Genomic DNA, 17340 nt, shown 5'->3' with positions numbered 1-17340 from the left:
ACTGTGGATATAAGAGATGTCACTCCCCCATGTAATACTGACAGTGCTAAGCAACTGCGAGGCCACGGGTTACGATATTACCAAGGCGTTTTCCACCACCATCAGCAATGTGTGGAAAGCCAGCCATCAACAGGTATATCGTGAACTCAATAAGCTCGCCGATCGAGGTGCTGTCACCTACCGCCTGGAGCCGCAAGTCGGTAAACCCGATAGGAAGGTCTACGCCATCACACCTGTCGGCACTGAGATGCTTGAGGCGTGGTTTATTCAAACACCCAAGTTAGCCCCACCACGTGACGAGTATGTCGCCAGACTACTCAGTTGTGATGTACTCGATCCAGCTCCCATGCTGGATCATGTGAATAACTTGATTGCCGAGTCTCAGCAGCTGCTTAATCACTATACGCTACTGGAACAGCGTGAATATGGCCAAGTCACTCTGCTCACGTCACAACAACGTTTAATGCGCCTCGCACTGCGACGCAGCATCCATCAACGTCGTGCATGGATGGCATGGGCGCAGGAAGTGCGCGACGAGCTCACTATGCTCGCCGCCAGTGCTTAATCACTACAACAAACACAACACGCAACCTAATACGCCCCGACATAACCGGGGCGTATTTTTTTAAGGCGTGACCGCAAGCGGGCGAACCCCTAAGGTATGGCACAGGGCATAGGTTAATTCCGCACGGTTGAGGGTATAAAAGTGAAAATCTTTCACGCCTTCACGGCTTAGCACTCGCACCATATCAAGCGCAATAGAGGCGCCCACCATCTGACGCGTGACAGGATCATCCTCCAGCCCTTGATACTGTTTGTGCATCCACTGCGGCACACGCACATTGGTCATCTTGGCAAAGCGCGACGCCTGCTTAAAGTTAGAGACGGGCAAAATCCCTGGGACAATTTCCACGTCAATCCCGGCGGCAACACAGCGATCACGAAAGCGTAGATAGCTTTCGACATCGAAGAAAAACTGCGTAATCGCCCGGCTAGCACCAGCATCCACTTTACGCTTGAGGTTAATCAAATCCGCCTGCGCGCTTTTCGCTTCTGGGTGCACCTCAGGGTAAGCGGCAACCGAGATATCAAAGTCATGCTCTTCTTTGAGCAAACGGACTAAATCGACCGCGTACATATCCGGCTTCTTCTCCGGCGATGGCAAGTCGCCACGCAACGCCACAATGTCACGGATGCCATTTTGCCAATAATCACGGGCAATATGACGGAGCTCATCTTCAGTGGCATCAATGCAGGTTAGATGGGGTGCTGCCGCGATACCAGTCTGGTCATGAATGCTTTTCACGATGTCATGGGTGCGATCACGCTCACCGGAGTTGGCGCCATAGGTTACCGACATAAACTTAGGTTTGAGTGCTTTTAACCGATGTACTGAGTTCCAGAGGGTTTCTTCCATACTTGGGGTGCTGGGAGGAAAAAACTCAAATGAGACGTTAATATCGCCATCTAAGTCAGCAATGTTCTGATTGAGTGCATCAATGTGGCCTGCGTGTGTGTAGCTCATATCCTCTCCCTGACACCGAACGACGCTGTTCAGTCTGCCTGTTTCTGCTCTGCTTTTGATTTATACGTTTAGACGTCCATATGTCTAAAGATTGTCGTGATTCGGCTAAAATGTCAACGATGCAAGCCATGAAAAAAACTCATGGTGTTATGAAGATAGACGACACAGCCATCAATGCACACCTCACAACGCGGGTAACGGCACAAAAAAAAGCTGCCTACGCAGCGCGCAGACAGCTTGATCACGGTTATCCATTAGCGGGTTAGTGAAGGCGACTTATCAAGCGATTTAGATCGGATTGAATGGCGCCTGCGGTGACATCGCGTCCCGCCCCTGGTCCACGAATGACCAAAGGATTCTCGCGATACCATTGGCTTTCAATCGCAAACACATTGTCACACGGTAATAGATGCGCAAGTGGATGCTCGCTGGGTAGGGTTTCTAGGCTCACATGGGCGTGACCGTTAACTTCCAAGCGCGCCACATAACGTAGCACTGACCGATTTTTATGCGCTTTGTCTAATCGCTCTTGTAGCGGTTCATCCATTTGGTGTGCATTATCAAGAAAGGCATCCAAAGACAGATCAGCCAGTGACTTAGGCACCAAGGACTCAACCTTTACCTGCTCAGGTTCGAGGGACATGCCCGCTTCACGTGCCAAAATCACCAATTTACGCACCACGTCAGCCCCAGAAAGATCATCCCGTGGGTCAGGCTCGGTTAGGCCTTGCTGCCAAGCCTGCTCAAGCAGGACGCTAAAGGGGACCTCACCACTGAATTGCAAAAACAGCCATGACAAAGTGCCAGAAAAGATCCCAGACAGTGCAACAATCGTGTCACCACTTTCACGCAGATCTTGCACCGCGTAGTTAATCGGTAACCCGGCGCCCACGGTCGCATTGTAGAGCCAATGGCGCCCGGTTTTGCTAAACGCCTGCTGAATCGCGTGGTACTGCTCGGCGGGTGCGGCGCCCGCCTCTTTGTTGGCGGAGATTAAGTGAAAGCCATGCTCGGCAAGTCGCGGATACAAGTACGCTAATGACTCACTGGCGGTGACATCCAACACAATCACATCGTCATACGGGTGATTCAGTAGACGAGTGAGCCACTCATCATCAAAATAAGGCTCGCAACGCTCGTCAAACCCATCCAACACATGCGTGGCATCAATACCGGCAAAATCAAGCCATTGGTTGCGGCTGTCCACCACTGAAATCAGTGAGACTTCCTTACCATGACGCTTTTCCAAGTGTGCTTTTTGCTCGGCAAAAAGGCTTAGCCAACGGGTACCAATATTGCCTTTGCCCACCAACACCAAGCCGATACGGCGCTGAGCTTGAAACAAGGCATCATGCAAACTGGCAACCAGTGCCTGAGTGTGGACGTGGCGTAGGATAGCAACCAGGCTCAGCCCAGAGGCCGACTCACTGATAAATTCCACCGGCTGTGATTTGAGTTGCTGATAGAAGCCATGGCAGTGTACGGGGTTGTTCACCACGCCTGCCCCAACCGCCGCCACCATGGTAAAGCCTTCACGCAGTTTGAGTTCAGCTGGGAGGCCGGCGTCTTGAATTTGCGCCATTACCAATGCCACGACTTCCGTGGTAAACGCTAACAAAATACGGTACTGGTCGTCTTGGTAATCCGTTGCTAATGGCTGTACTTTTAGCTGTGACAAAATCCGGCTGAGCTCTTGTTTTATCGCTTGAAAATCTTGTCCTCGCGCAACATCAAACTGGAGCAAGCTCACCTCATCCAACGCCGTAATGATTTTTGCCCCGCGCCCGGTGGCTAACACGCGCTCAATACGTGTTGATCCGCTATCCGGCGCTTGGGTGCAGCGCAACGTCAGGTCGGTCGCACTTTGCGCCACCGGCTGTAAGGTTCGGCTATGCAGCACGGGAGCGGCGAGTCGCGCCAGCTCGCCCGCTTCGTCGAGACGAATTAAAGGCAGCAAACAGGCATTATCAACATGGCGTGGGTCCGCACTATAGACCCCGGCGACATCACTCCAAATGGTCACACGGCTCACGCCTGCAAGCGCCCCCAAGACAGTGGCCGAGTAATCGGAGCCATTGCGCCCTAACAGCACTGTTTCTCCCGCTTGATTTTGTGCCATAAAGCCGGTGATCACCACATGCGTATCGCCATGCTGAGAAAGCTGATTTTGCAATAAAGGCCAAGACGCCCCGCGATCTACTTCCGGCTGAGCGGCGCGCTCGGCGCGCAAACATTGGCGTGAATCTAACATCACCGCGGCACGTCGATGCTGTTTCAATAACTGGGCCAACAGGCGCGCCGACCAGACCTCTCCAAAACCTTGCACGTACGCTTTGTCGCTCTCGTTCACGCCCTGATCGCCCAACGACGCAATGGTTGCGATATCGGCATAAAGCGCATCCACCAGCTGCTGCTTGGGTTCACCATCAATCAAGTTCTCAATCAAGTCTTGCTGAAAGGCGCGCACCGCTTGCAAGGTCTCATGCGCCACTCGTCCATCCTTGTCTAACTGTGCTAACCACATGATCAGCTGGTTAGTGGTTTTTCCAGCCGCGGACACCACGATTAAGTCTTGCTGGCTCGCATGCGCGGTCAATACATCGACCACACGGCGATAGCAATCAGGGCTCGCAAGGCTACTGCCACCAAACTTGTGCAATTGGCGTGGTGACTCGGGGGACGTTTCCGTCGGTTGCGCATGCATGGCAAGGTCTCTCTTAATGTCTATCGATCTCGGTAAAGCGGCGCGCACTGAAGCGCAGCCTCTATGGGGTGTCACCCTCTAAACGGGCAAAGGCGTTCGCCAAATCGGCAACCAAATCTTGCGCATCCTCTAATCCAATGGAAAAACGCAACAAGGTCGGTGCGATGCCCGCCTCCGCTTGCGCGGCGTCACTCATGGCTCTGTGTGTCATCGAACCAGGATGCGTCACCAAGCTTTCTACCCCCCCGAGAGACTCGGCGAGGGCAAATAACGTGAGGCCATCAATAAATCGCGCCACACCGGCTTGGTCTGTATCCAATTCTAAGCTCAGCATGCTACCAAACCCCGCTTGCTGGCGCGCAGCAATTTGGTGGCCAGGGTGAGAGGCCAATCCGGGGTAGTAGATTTTCCGCACTGCCGACACCGTTTGCAGGTAACTGAGTACCGCTTCAGTGTTATGTTGGTGTTGTTTAACGCGTGCACCCAATGTGCGCAACCCTCGCAGTGTCATATAACTGTCAAATGCATTGCCCGTCGCCCCTAAGCAATTTCCCCACCAAGCCAATGTCTCGGCAAGTTCACTGGTCGCGGCGATCACCGCGCCACCGACAATATCAGAATGGCCATTAATAAATTTGGTGGTCGAATGCACCACCATATCCGCGCCCAGCGCAAAAGGCGTTTGCAAAGCTGGCGATAAAAACGTGTTGTCGACCATCACCCAAGCCCCCACTTGATGGGCTTTTTGGCATATTTCTGCGATATCGACCACGCGTAAGAGTGGATTGGATGGGGTTTCCACCAGCACGAGCTTGGGCTGTTTAGCCAATGCCTGGTCCAACGCATCATGGTCCGATTGATCGACAAAACTTACCTGCCAGATCCCTTGTTTGGCACGCGATTCGAGCAAGCGATAGGTGCCGCCATAACAATCATGTGGGGCGACAATATGCTCGCCAGCCTCCAACAGAGATAGCACCAAGTTTATCGCCGACATCCCGCAGTTGGTCACCACCGCACCTGCGCCCCCTTCTAAGTCAGTCAGCGCTTGTTCGAGCTGCGCACGCGTTGGGTTGCCGCCTCGCGCGTAGTCGTAAGTAGGCACATCACCCAGTGCCGGGAAACGGTAATTGGTCGATAAGTACAGGGGAGGCACCACCGCATGGTGCTGGGTGTCAGTCCCAATCCCGGTCCGAACGGCGATAGTGTCGGTTTTTTTCTCAGTCATGATCTATCCTTGCTAGTCTGGTTTGCGCATGGTGGGCGTGATCCAGGTTTCATACTGCCACCTTACCCTGTGCTTTTTGGGACGTCAACACTTCTAGACGTCTATACTCCTTTGCATGTGGCGGTTAATATAGCTAAAATCTCCGCAGCATCATTCTGGGTATTCCATAATCAAGATAGGTGAGACATGGCGCAGTGGAACGGCGACTACATTAATCCGTATGCCGAACATGGTAAAAAGAAAGAGCAGGTAAAGAAGATCACCGTCTCTATCCCATTAAAAGTACTAAAAATTCTTACCGACGAGCGTACTCGTCGTCAGGTGCAAAACCTCCGTCATGCGACCAACAGTGAGTTGTTGTGTGAGGCATTTCTTCATGCCTACACCGGCCAACCACTACCAACCGATGACGATATCCGTAAGGATAAACCCGACAGCATTCCCGCTGAAGCACGTCGGATCATGGAAGAGCTTGGTATCGAGTTCGACGATAGCGAATACTAAAAAAACCCGCCGATTGGCGGGTTTTCTGTAATGATAGGTGCTCAGCACAGCCTTCTCAGGCTCTATTCCACCGCGCTTTTCCTAACGCTCAAGCATTACGCCTTGTCGAGCATATAGTTTTCTGGCATCTCGATACGAGCCACGCCGGTTTCCACGGCGGCCAGCGCTACCGCGCGGGCGACCTTAGGTAATAAACGCGCGTCCATTGGCTTGGGAATAATGTAATCTGGGCCAAAGCTTAGCGAAGACAAACCGGCGGCGTCTAATACCGTTTGTGGGACAGGCTCTTTGGCTAGGCTGCGAATGGCCTCTACCGCTGCCAACTTCATCGCATCGTTAATTTCACTGGCACGTACATCCAATGCGCCACGGAAAATAAACGGGAAGCAGAGCACGTTATTGACCTGATTCGGGTAATCCGAACGCCCGGTTCCCATGATCAGATCATCGCGCACTTGATGCGCCACATCCGGATGAATTTCAGGATCTGGGTTCGAGCAGGCAAATACCACGGGTTTATCTGCCATCAGCTTCAAGGCGTCGGGTGAGAGCAAGTCTGGACCGGAGACGCCAACGAACATATCCGCGCCCTCAATCACATCTTCGAGGGTACGCTTATCCGTGTTATTGGCAAACAGCTGCTTGTATTTGTTGATGTCGTCACGACGCGTATGAATCACGCCTTTACGATCCAACATATAGATTTTTTCCCGCTGAGCGCCACATTTTATTAATAGCTCCATACAGGCAACAGCCGCTGCGCCTGCGCCCATGCACACCACCGTCGCCTCGCGGATATCTTTGCCTTGCAGCTCAAGCGCGTTAAGCATGCCGGCAGCGGTGACGATGGCCGTGCCGTGTTGATCATCATGAAATACAGGCACTTCGCAACGTGCAATCAATTGTTTTTCAATCTCAAAACAGTCTGGGGCTTTGATATCTTCGAGATTGATACCGCCAAAGGTATCCGCGATGTTCGCCACGGTATCCACGAATTCATCGATAGTACGGTGTTTGACTTCAATGTCGATCGAGTCCAAGCCAGCAAAACGCTTGAACAATAAAGCTTTACCTTCCATGACAGGCTTAGAAGCCATGGGGCCTAAATTTCCTAGCCCCAAAATCGCGGTGCCGTTTGAGACCACCGCCACCATGTTGCCTTTACCCGTATAGCGGTAAACCGCATCCGCATCTTGCGCTATCTCACGCACAGGCTCAGCAACGCCAGGACTATACGCCAACGCGAGATCCGCGGCCGAGTCAGCAGGTTTGCTCAATTCAACAGAAATTTTTCCGGGAGTAGGGTATGCATGATAATCCAGCGCTTGCTGGCGTTTATCGTCCGACATCTAGTGTTCCTAATTATTATCGTGAAGGGGAAACTAATATCGACAGGGAAGCGTCACCGATATTAGTCAGACACTCTACAAACCACACAGGGAAGGTTTGTATAATAAAAAAGATGGTAACGCAGGGAGCAAACGTCCACCAGTACTAACAGCGCATTCGCGATGATGCTCGGACCTGTTGTCCGATGACAGGGACGATACGATCAAAAAAGGGACGCTGATGCGTCCCTTCTCTGTATTCGGTCAATAGCGGCTTATTTTTTGCTGCTAAGGGCACCGAAACGCTTCTTAAAGCGGTCAACACGGCCACCGGTATCAAGGATACGCTGCTTACCAGTGTAGAATGGGTGACACTTGTCACACACGTCTAGGTAAATGTCTTTGCCTAGGGTTGTGCTGAACGCGAATTCGTTACCGCAAGAGCATTTTGCTGTGACGGCTTTGTACTCTGGATGGATACCAGCTTTCATAGGGATAACCTCATCTTAAAGGCCGTGTCGCTCTCCCGATCCTAAGCCGGGCACCACACGTCGTTAACAAACATTTTCTAAGGCGCGCAATTCTAATCAAGCGCCCTCTTTTTCGCAACTTTTTTGTGCAATCCGCGTGTCTCTTACGGTGCAACAAGGCTTTGCCAACGTGTGGCTAACCGTTACACTGACATTCCTTCTGGCCAATAAGATGTTGTGATGGAACAGTTTGCTCAGGTGGCTTTGCCTGTCCCTTTGCCGAAAACCTTTGATTACCGTATTGCTGACGATCAGCATCCGATCATCGGAGGGCGCGTCAAGGTGCCGTTTGGACGCCAGCATAAAGTTGGCATCGTTACCGGCTTGTCGCCAACGGCCAGTGTGGAAGCCAGCCAACTCAAAGCGATTGATACCGTACTCGACACGCAGCCGGTTTGGACCCCCGCGGTATACAATCTCCTGCAATGGGCGAGCCGTTTTTACCATCATCCGCTAGGGGATGCGATGGGGGCGGTGATGCCAACCTCGCTGCGCAAAGGACGCCCTGCGACATTGCAGCAACAAAAATGGTGGCAAATCACCGAGTCAGGACAAAACCAACCTCTATCAGGTCTGAGCCGCGCCCCCAAACAAGCCCGAGTGTTGCAGCTTCTCACGCACGGTCCAGCCACTCAAGCCGACTTGATGGAACAAGACATCGGCACGCCGGTGCTAAAAACAGTGGCAGAAAAAGGCTGGATCGCGCCCTACTCGCCCCCTTCTCAGGCCAATGCTTGGGTAAAAAACTTTGCGGTGACCGAAGAAAAGCCGACGTTAAACCACGAGCAAGCGATGGCGGTTGCCACCCTCAATGCTGGCGATGGTTTTGCCTGCGCGCTATTAGAGGGGATCACTGGCTCAGGCAAAACCGAGGTGTATCTCAATGTGCTTGAGCCGGTGCTCGCACGTGGCCAGCAAGCGCTCATCTTGGTGCCAGAAATTGGCCTGACACCACAAACCATTCGCCGTTTTGAGCGCCGCTTTGCTGTTCCTGTGACCGTGATGCATTCAGGGCTCAGCGATACCGACCGTCTCAACGCCTGGCTGGCCGCACGGGAGAATCAAGCCGCGATAGTGATTGGCACACGCTCAGCGCTTTTTACCCCCATGGCAAAGCTTGGCATCATCATTATCGATGAGGAACACGACCCTTCCTATAAGCAGCAAGATAGCTTTCGCTATCACGCCCGCGATCTGGCTGTCATGCGGGGGCATGAAGAACAAGTGCCGGTGATCTTGGGCTCGGCAACGCCATCACTGGAGAGCTTACACAACGCAAAAACCGGCAAATACCAGTACCTTAAGCTCACGCAACGCCCTGGTAACGCGGTCACCGCCCGGCAAGGGATACTCGATATCAAAGGCCATCACCTCGAAGCTGGCTTGTCGGCGCCGCTGATTGCTGAAATGCGTCAGCACCTGCAACAAGGTAACCAGGTGATGCTGTTTTTAAATCGCCGCGGTTATGCGCCCGCGATGATGTGTCACGAATGCGGCTGGCTAGCGAACTGCCAACGCTGTGATGCCTACTATACCCTTCATCAACAACACCAAGAGTTGCGTTGTCATCACTGTGGCCACCAAAAACGTGTGCCTCCCCAATGTGGCGACTGTGGTTCTACCCAGCTTATTAGCGTCGGTGTCGGTACCGAGCAACTCGAATCCCAGCTTGGCACCTTGTTTCCCGAATACAATACCGTTCGCATTGATCGCGATAATACCCGGCGAAAAGGGAGCCTTGAAGGTTACTTGGCCGACATTGAAAAGGGTGAGTATCAAATTCTATTGGGCACACAAATGCTCGCCAAAGGCCATCACTTTCCTAACGTCACCCTGGTCGCCTTAGTCGATGTTGACGGGGCTCTATTCAGTAATGACTTTCGTGCCCCTGAGCGTTTGGCCCAATTGATGGTGCAAGTCGCCGGGCGAGCGGGCCGCGCCAGTAAGCCGGGTACCGTGTTATTACAAACCCACCATCCAGAGCACACCCTGATCCAATCTTTAGTGCATAAAGGTTATCAAGCCTTTGCCGAATCTGCGTTAAATGAACGGCGTCAGGCGTGGCTGCCGCCTTACACGTTTCTTAGTCTCTTTCGCGCCGACGGGCATGAAGAAAACAGTGTCCAGCAGTTTTTACAACAGGTGCGTCAAACGCTGACTACCTCACCGATTCAACAGGATGAATGCCATATTATGGGGCCTATGCCCGCCGCCATGGCGAAACGCGCGGGTCGCTATCGGTGGCAACTCCTCATTCAAGCGCCCAGCCGAAAAATCATGCAGCAATGGCTCCAAGTGGCGCTCCCGGCCATCCAACAGCTCCCTCTGTCGCGTAAAGTGAGGTGGTCATTAGATGTCGAGCCGCAAGACCTTTCTTAACATTCCCTTGCAGTAAAGCGACAGCAATCACACTTTCATTGCAATAAGTGTTAGCTTGTCCGTGTTTAAATCGGACAAGGCTAGGTAGAATAAGGCCGCAATTGGCTAAGAGAACAGGTCAGACGAGCTAATAACTGTCTGATCTCACAATACAGATAACAAGAGGACTGTCATTATGGCGACAATGAAGGACGTTGCCCACATTGCCGGTGTATCCACAGCAACCGTCTCTCGCGCGCTGATGAACCCTGAAAAGGTCTCGGCCACAACCCGTAAAAAGGTTGAGCAAGCGGTCGTAGAAGCTGGCTATTCCCCTAACTCACTTGCACGTAACCTACGCCGCAACGAGTCCAAAACCATCGTCGCGATTGTCCCAGACATCTGCGATCCTTACTTTAGTGAGATCATCCGCGGGATCGAAGAAGCGGCGATGGAGCACGGTTACCTGGTTTTGCTCGGAGATAGTGCCCAACAACACCACCGCGAAAACTCATTCGTCAACTTGGTTTTCACCAAACAGGCAGATGGCATGCTCCTACTGGGCTCCGATGTTCCCTTTGATGTCAGTAAGCCCGAGCAGAAAAATCTCCCTCCGCTTGTGATGGCGTGTGAGTATGCCCCGGATCTTGAATTGCCGACGGTGCATATCGACAACCTGACTGCCGCTTTTGAGGCGGTCAATTACCTCACCCAAGTCGGCCACACCCGTATTGCCAATATTACTGGGGTGCCGGAAACCGCACTGACGCAATTCCGCTCACAAGGCTATCAGCAGGCCCTGCAGCGCGCGGGGATTACAGTCAACCCAGCCTACAGCGTGGTGGGAGATTTCAGTTTTGCCTCTGGCGCGCGGGCGATGACCAACCTACTCTCATTGCCCGAGCCACCGACCGCCGTATTCTGTCATTGCGATGTGATGGCCGTGGGCGCGATGCAGCAGGCAAAACGCTTAGGCATGCGCGTGCCGCAAGATATTTCGATTGTAGGGTTTGATGACATCCAATTCGCCGAATATTGCGATCCTCCCCTGACCACTGTCTCTCAACCTCGCTACGATATTGGTCGTCAGGCGATGTTAATGCTGCTCAACACCTTGCAAGGGCGTGAAGTGAATGCAGGATCACGACTTTTAGATGCCAAGTTAGTGATCCGTGAGAGCGTTGCCCCACCGTCTCGGTAGTAAGACTGGTCAGCACGAGTCGAAGCCAGTAACATGAGCGCTTTACTGGCTTTTTGAAATTGAATATTTGCTGTGGCAACTCGTGACTACGTAAAACGTGGTAAAGCACCACGTAAAAAAAATACCCGCCGCCAACCACCCAAAGCGCGTGCTCGTTTCCCATTAAAATGGGCGTTGCTTGCTGTCTGTTTGGTTGGCGCGTTTGGTTATGGCCTGTACCTATTGAGCAATACCGACGCACCCGCGCCTAAACCGGCAACAGACGCACAGCCTCAGCCTTCCACGCAGAGCAAGAAGGCACATCTGCCTAAAAAGCCTGAAGAAAAATGGAGTTACATCGAAGAGCTGGAGAGTAAAGAGGTAGAAGTGAAGGCCAAAGCATTGCCGCAATCCACGCGTCCTTACCTGATGCAATGCGGTGCGTACCGCAGTCAAGAGCAGGCAAATGAACGTAAAGCGATCATCGCTTTTCAAGGGCTAGAAAGCCAAATCAAGATAAGCCAAGGGGAAAAAGGCACCTGGTACCGGGTGGTGTTGGGTCCTTACCCTCGCAAGCGTCAAGCAGAGCGTGACCGTAATATGCTCCGCCGCGCCGGGGTTGAGCCTTGTGCTATTTGGTACTGGGAATAACAGCGCCGCGTTTTATCGGCTGGGCCAAGTCTATTCCTTGCCCAGCCTTGATTGAAATCCTTCCTTCTCCCCTTGAAAAGTGAGCGGCAAAGCCCAACCTCTTACATTAATCACCCACCTGGTGTACCAGACACAAAGAAAGAGGTTCCCGTGACTACAATCGTTTCCGTTCGTCGCGAAGGTAAAGTGGTTATTGCTGGCGATGGCCAAGTGTCACTCGGCAATACCGTGATGAAAGGCAATGCCCGAAAAGTACGTCGTTTGTATAACGGCCAAGTTCTCGCCGGATTTGCTGGCGGCACTGCTGATGCCTTCACCTTATTTGAGCGCTTCGAGCGCAAGCTTGAATTACACCAAGGGCACCTAACCAAAGCGGCCGTTGAACTGGCTAAAGAATGGCGAACTGATCGCGCGCTACGTCGATTAGAGGCCCTACTGGCGGTCGCCGATGAAACCGCCTCATTGATCATTACCGGTAACGGCGATGTGGTTGAACCAGAGCGCGACTTGATCGCCATTGGCTCTGGCGGCAACTATGCCCAAGCCGCCGCCGTTGCTATGCTTGAAAACACGGCGTTAGATGCCCGCGAGATCGCAGAGAAAGCGCTAACCATCGCCGGTGATATATGTGTGTTTACTAACCAGCAGCACACCGTTGAAGAACTCGAGAGTAAGAAACAGGATTAGTGATGTCTGAAATGACTCCACGCGAAATCGTGCATGAGCTTGACCGTCACATTATCGGTCAAGACAATGCCAAACGTGCGGTGGCGATCGCACTGCGAAACCGCTGGCGCCGAATGCAGCTTGCCGAAGAGCTGCGTGCGGAAGTCACCCCGAAAAACATCTTGATGATTGGTCCAACCGGTGTGGGTAAAACGGAGATCGCTCGCCGGTTGGCACGCCTTGCCAACGCGCCTTTTATCAAGGTGGAAGCCACCAAGTTCACCGAAGTGGGTTATGTCGGGAAAGAGGTGGAAACCATTATTCGCGATCTGGCGGATGTGGCGATGAACATGACCCAGCAGCAAGCGATGGAAAAGGTAAAATTCCGCGCTGAAGAACAAGCTGAAGATCGTATCCTCGATATCTTGCTGCCACCAGCACGTGACGCATGGGGCCAAAATGAGGCCAGCCAAGAGGACTCTTCAACACGGCAAAGCTTCCGTAAAAAATTACGCGAAGGCCAGCTTGATGATAAAGAAGTGGAAGTCGATGTCGCCGCCCCACAAATGGGGGTGGAAATCATGTCGCCGCCAGGCATGGAAGAGATGACCAACCAGCTTCAAAGCATGTTCCAAAACCTCGGTGGCAACAGCACCAAAAAGCGTAAGATGAAAATCAAAGACGCCATGAAAGCGCTGACCGAGGAAGAAGCCGCCAAGCTGGTTAACCAAGAAGAAATTAAAGAGCAAGCCATCCACATGGTGGAGAACAACGGCATCGTGTTTGTGGATGAAATCGATAAGATCTGTAAGTCAGGTAACACCAGTGGTGGCGAGGTGTCTCGCGAAGGGGTGCAACGCGATCTCTTGCCATTGGTCGAAGGCAGCACAGTGTCCACCAAACACGGTATGATCAAAACCGATCATATTCTGTTTATCGCCTCAGGCGCTTTCCAAGTATCACGTCCGTCTGATCTGATCCCGGAACTGCAAGGGCGCTTGCCCATCCGTGTTGAGCTTGAAGCGCTATCCACCGATGACTTTAAGCGGATCCTCACCGAGCCAAATGCGTCGCTCACTCAGCAATATACCGCACTGCTAAAAACCGAAGAGATTGATCTGGCGTTTGAGGAAAGTGGTATTGATGAGCTGGCCTCTGCCGCGTGGCGGGTGAACGAGAAAACCGAAAACATCGGCGCCCGTCGCCTGCATACCTTGATGGAACGCTTGATGGAAGAGGTCTCATACGACGCCAGCGAACGCGCCGGTCAAAGTGTCACCGTTGATGCGGATTATGTCCGCCGCCACCTCGAAGAGCTGGTTGATGACGAAGACTTGAGTCGCTTTATCCTCTAAACGAGCTCGAGACCGCAACACTAGGGCAGCAAACGCTGCCCTTTTTTGCATCAAAATTTGAGCTAGCGCAACAGCAAGTCGGATTTCAGCCGACAATGGGTTACTCCTCCCCTGGCTTGCGCAATAATGGTGACATCGTTTTTTCGTCTTGAGGATCGCTATGCGGCCTTCTACTCTCGCGATATGGCTGGATGCGGCGCGACCTAAAACGCTACCGCTGGCCGTTACCTCGATTTTGTCCGGCAGTGCTGTCGCTGCCTCGCAAGGGAGCCTGTCATGGTCAATCAGCTTGATGGCGCTCGTCACTGCCCTATTGCTGCAGATCCTGTCTAACCTCGCGAACGACTATGGTGATGCGATAAAAGGCACGGATAACGCGACGCGTATCGGTCCCATGCGCGCGATCCAATCCGGCCACGTCAGCCTGACCACCATGCGCCGCGCGCTCATGCTTAATATTGGTTTAACCCTACTCAGTGGTGGGTCACTGATTGCGATTGCCTGCCAACAGCCGACTGACATTATTAGTTTCTTGCTGCTCGGTGTGATGGCGATTGTCGCGGCCATTACCTACACCGTGGGCAACAAGCCGTATGGCTATCGCGGTTTAGGAGATGTATCGGTGCTGATCTTCTTTGGTTGGCTCGGGGTGGCAGGCACTTATTATTTACAGGTCGGCCACATTGATTCCTTGGTCATTTTACCCGCGACGGCTTGTGGCTTATTAGCGGTCGGCGTTCTCAATATCAATAACCTACGAGATATTGATAACGATCGCGCGTGTGGTAAGCATACCTTAGTGGTGCGTTTAGGCCCGGAGCGCGGACGTCAGTACCATGTGATTTTACTGGCCGGGGCGGTTGCGTGTTATTCCTTATTTGCCGCCCTCACCTTGCAAGCCTGGTTGGGTTGGTTGTTCCTTGCCAGTGTGCCCTTACTGGTGCGCCATGGGCGTGACGTTTACCAAGCCACCAATGCCAACGCCCTGCGTCCCATGATGGGAACCATGGTGCGTTGTGCACTGATCACCAATGGCCTGTTTATGACCGGTATGCTGTTAGTCTAACCAGGCCACAGATTGTCCGCTTTAACATTGCAAACCCTTATGGGCTCGTTATACTTGGACTTGCCATGTTGGCAACACTAGCTTGCCAGCCTTTTTCTGCCTCAACAAGAAGTTAGACTATGGAATATAATACCTCGGAACTATGCGACATGTACCCCGAACACGTGGATGTCGTGGAGCCAATGTTTAGCTCTTATGGGGGCCGCAGCTCGTTTGGTGGCCAAATTACCACAGTAAAATGCTTTGAGGACAATGGGTTAATTCGTGAGATGGCCGAACAAGACGGCGAGCAGCGAATTATGCTGATTGATGGCGGCGGTTCGTTACGTCGCGCCCTTATTGACGGCGAGATTGCGCAGCTTGCCGCTGACAACGACTGGGCTGGCATGATTGTTTATGGGTGTGTCCGTGATGTCGATACCATTGATGAAATCGATATCGGCATTCAAGCACTGGCTTCAATTCCTGTGGGGGCTGACGAGCAAGGTGTCGGTGAAACAGACGTGCCAGTGAACTTTGGCGGCGTTACCTTCTTGCCTGATGATCATGTCTATGCCGACACCACCGGCGTGATCCTTTCACCTGATGCGCTGACCATGGCAGACGCGGACATCGATGAGGCGGAAGACGACGACTGACACCGAATAGCAAAACAGAGCCAATTGGCTCTGTTTTTGTTTATTCGACGTTCTCAATCTTACCTAACAAGCTCCGGATGCGATCTTGCCATGCTTGCTGCTCGTCGCGCAGTTTGGCGTTTTCCTGCTCAAGCTGCTCACGGCGCTCTTTTTCCGCGACGGCATCTTGCTCGAGTGACCCGTTCTTTTCTTTGAGTTCTTCGATTTCCATTTGTAGCAGCGAAATGGTATCCACCGCCATTTGTACTTTAGCTTCGAGTTGTTCTAATACTTCCAATGACATCAAGGCCACCTTATTTCTGACGATTGATCCCGTTACTGCCTAATGCGCAGCAACCCGTGCAACTGAACGTGCACCCCGGCTTTATTGTACTCAGGTGATACCAGACTGCCACTGTTCTCGCTACCTGCCCGCGTACAAGTGCGCAAAAATGCAGCGCCTTTTGTCATCACCGTTTCATATTCGGCAAAAACACCCGACCTGACCCAACGCAAACGTTTTCTCTTTCTGGTAGACTTTCGCGCAAATTGGGCTAAGGCCTGTCTTAATGTGGCTGACATTTCCGGAGTACTGATGAAACGTGATCTCGCATTGGCTTTCTCGCGTGTGACCGAAGGCGCAGCATTGGCTGGGTACAAATGGCTGGGACGAGGAGACAAGAACGCGGCCGATGGCGCGGCTGTTGAAGTAATGCGCACCTTACTTAACCTCACCGATATCGACGGTGAAGTCGTGATAGGGGAAGGTGAAATCGATGATGCCCCGATGCTCTACATTGGCGAACACGTCGGGTTGGGTGGCGATGCGGTCGATATTGCCGTTGACCCGATAGAAGGCACACGAATGACGGCTATGGGGCAAGCCAACGCGCTCGCGGTGCTCGCCGCCGGCGAGAAAGGCAGCTTTTTGAAAGCCCCTGATATGTACATGGAAAAACTGGTCGTCGGCCCCGGCGCCAAAGGCGCGATTGACCTCAGTAAACCTTTAATCGATAACCTTGAGCGCATTGCGGTGGCGCTGGATAAAACACTCGATACCTTGGTGGTGGCCACCTTGGCCAAGCCACGCCATGATGAGATCATTGCCACCATGCAGGCGAAAGGGATCCGCGTCTTTGCGTTCCCCGATGGGGATGTGGCGGCCTCCATTCTGACCTGTATGCCTGAAAGTGAAGTGGATGTGATGGTTGGCATTGGCGGTGCGCCAGAAGGCGTGGTGTCCGCGGCCGTGATCCGGGCGCTGGGCGGCGATATGCAAGGGCGATTGCTACCACGCCACGACGTGAAAGGGGATACCCCAGACAACCGCTTGCTCGGTGAACAAGAAATGACACGATGCACGCAAATGGGGATTGCCGCTCATCAGGTGTTAACGCTATCGGACATGGCCAGCAGTGATAATGTGGTATTTGCGGCGACCGGGATCACTAAAGGCGATCTGCTCGATGGCATTACCCGACACGGGGATTTAGCCACCACTGAAACCTTGGTGGTACGCGGACAGTGCCGCACCATTCGTCGGATCCGCTCGACCCATTATTTAAGCCGCAAAGATGCGGCGATCAAACCGCACATCCTGTAACCTCAGTGGCCGTGAATACGGCCCT

Annotated in this window: 15 protein-coding genes and 1 pseudogene; 10 read left to right on the top strand and 6 right to left on the bottom strand. The window is 52.9% G+C overall.

The features are described from left to right. Positions 1-16 precede the first annotated feature (16 nt). Positions 17-565 (top strand): PadR family transcriptional regulator, encoded by a 549-nt coding sequence (locus BZG73_RS02105; protein WP_046074742.1) that lies wholly within the window; start codon positions 17-19, stop codon positions 563-565. Positions 566-625: 60 nt separating this feature from the next. Here the strand turns inward: BZG73_RS02105 and metF are convergent, their stop codons facing one another. The 3 genes from metF to metB all read right to left on the bottom strand — a co-directional run bounded on the left by metF (position 626) and on the right by metB (position 5457). Then, positions 626-1525, bottom strand: coding sequence for a methylenetetrahydrofolate reductase (metF, locus tag BZG73_RS02100; RefSeq protein ID WP_046074741.1), 900 nt, complete (start codon positions 1523-1525; stop codon positions 626-628). 262 nt (positions 1526-1787) lie between these two features. Beyond that, positions 1788-4229, bottom strand: a complete 2442-nt coding sequence (locus BZG73_RS02090; RefSeq protein ID WP_077667439.1) for a bifunctional aspartate kinase/homoserine dehydrogenase II — start codon at positions 4227-4229, stop codon at positions 1788-1790. 61 nt (positions 4230-4290) lie between these two features. Then, positions 4291-5457 (bottom strand): cystathionine gamma-synthase, encoded by a 1167-nt coding sequence (gene metB, locus BZG73_RS02085; RefSeq protein ID WP_077667438.1) that lies wholly within the window; start codon positions 5455-5457, stop codon positions 4291-4293. A gap of 186 nt (positions 5458-5643) precedes the next feature. Here metB and metJ point away from each other — a divergent pair, with 186 nt between their 5' ends. Then, positions 5644-5961 (top strand): met regulon transcriptional regulator MetJ, encoded by a 318-nt coding sequence (gene metJ / locus BZG73_RS02080; RefSeq protein WP_046074738.1) that lies wholly within the window; start codon positions 5644-5646, stop codon positions 5959-5961. A 95-nt stretch (positions 5962-6056) separates the two neighbouring features. Here the strand turns inward: metJ and BZG73_RS02075 are convergent, their stop codons facing one another. Next, entirely contained in the window at positions 6057-7310 is a 1254-nt protein-coding gene (locus tag BZG73_RS02075; RefSeq protein ID WP_046074737.1) for a malic enzyme-like NAD(P)-binding protein, read from the bottom strand. A 254-nt stretch (positions 7311-7564) separates the two neighbouring features. Then, on the bottom strand, positions 7565-7780 hold the full coding sequence (rpmE, locus tag BZG73_RS02070; protein ID WP_046074736.1) for a 50S ribosomal protein L31: 216 nt from the start codon (positions 7778-7780) through the stop codon (positions 7565-7567). A 216-nt stretch (positions 7781-7996) separates the two neighbouring features. Here rpmE and priA point away from each other — a divergent pair, with 216 nt between their 5' ends. The 7 genes and pseudogenes from priA to rraA all read left to right on the top strand — a co-directional run bounded on the left by priA (position 7997) and on the right by rraA (position 15733). Continuing rightward, positions 7997-10198, top strand: coding sequence for a primosomal protein N' (gene priA, locus BZG73_RS02065; RefSeq protein WP_077667437.1), 2202 nt, complete (start codon positions 7997-7999; stop codon positions 10196-10198). 169 nt (positions 10199-10367) lie between these two features. Further along, positions 10368-11378 (top strand): annotated as a pseudogene (gene cytR / locus BZG73_RS02060) (DNA-binding transcriptional regulator CytR); the annotation flags it as partial. 72 nt (positions 11379-11450) lie between these two features. Beyond that, positions 11451-12008 carry an SPOR domain-containing protein gene (locus tag BZG73_RS02055; RefSeq protein WP_046074733.1) on the top strand — a complete coding sequence of 186 codons (558 nt, stop codon included), beginning with the start codon at positions 11451-11453 and terminating at the stop codon, positions 12006-12008. A 150-nt stretch (positions 12009-12158) separates the two neighbouring features. After that, positions 12159-12695, top strand: a complete 537-nt coding sequence (hslV, locus tag BZG73_RS02050) for an ATP-dependent protease subunit HslV (protein WP_069361883.1) — start codon at positions 12159-12161, stop codon at positions 12693-12695. A gap of 2 nt (positions 12696-12697) precedes the next feature. Next, the gene (gene hslU / locus BZG73_RS02045) at positions 12698-14029 is read left to right on the top strand and encodes an HslU--HslV peptidase ATPase subunit (RefSeq protein WP_077606822.1); all 1332 of its coding nucleotides are present in this window, start codon (positions 12698-12700) and stop codon (positions 14027-14029) included. A gap of 160 nt (positions 14030-14189) precedes the next feature. Continuing rightward, a complete protein-coding gene (locus BZG73_RS02040; RefSeq protein WP_046074730.1) occupies positions 14190-15095 on the top strand; it encodes a 1,4-dihydroxy-2-naphthoate polyprenyltransferase in 906 nt (301 codons plus the stop codon). A 119-nt stretch (positions 15096-15214) separates the two neighbouring features. After that, positions 15215-15733, top strand: a complete 519-nt coding sequence (gene rraA, locus BZG73_RS02035) for a ribonuclease E activity regulator RraA (RefSeq protein WP_046074729.1) — start codon at positions 15215-15217, stop codon at positions 15731-15733. 40 nt (positions 15734-15773) lie between these two features. Here the strand turns inward: rraA and zapB are convergent, their stop codons facing one another. Beyond that, positions 15774-16016 carry a cell division protein ZapB gene (gene zapB, locus BZG73_RS02030; protein ID WP_046074728.1) on the bottom strand — a complete coding sequence of 81 codons (243 nt, stop codon included), beginning with the start codon at positions 16014-16016 and terminating at the stop codon, positions 15774-15776. Positions 16017-16307: 291 nt separating this feature from the next. On the opposite strand from zapB, the gene glpX reads away from it, so the two are divergent. Further along, a complete protein-coding gene (glpX, locus tag BZG73_RS02025) occupies positions 16308-17315 on the top strand; it encodes a class II fructose-bisphosphatase (RefSeq protein WP_046074825.1) in 1008 nt (335 codons plus the stop codon). Positions 17316-17340: the final 25 nt, after the last annotated feature.

The sequence above is a fragment of the Salinivibrio siamensis genome, assembly GCF_001996005.1.
Classification (GTDB): Bacteria; Pseudomonadota; Gammaproteobacteria; order Enterobacterales; family Vibrionaceae; genus Salinivibrio; species Salinivibrio siamensis.
This window is presented reverse-complemented; position numbering and strand designations above follow the sequence as displayed.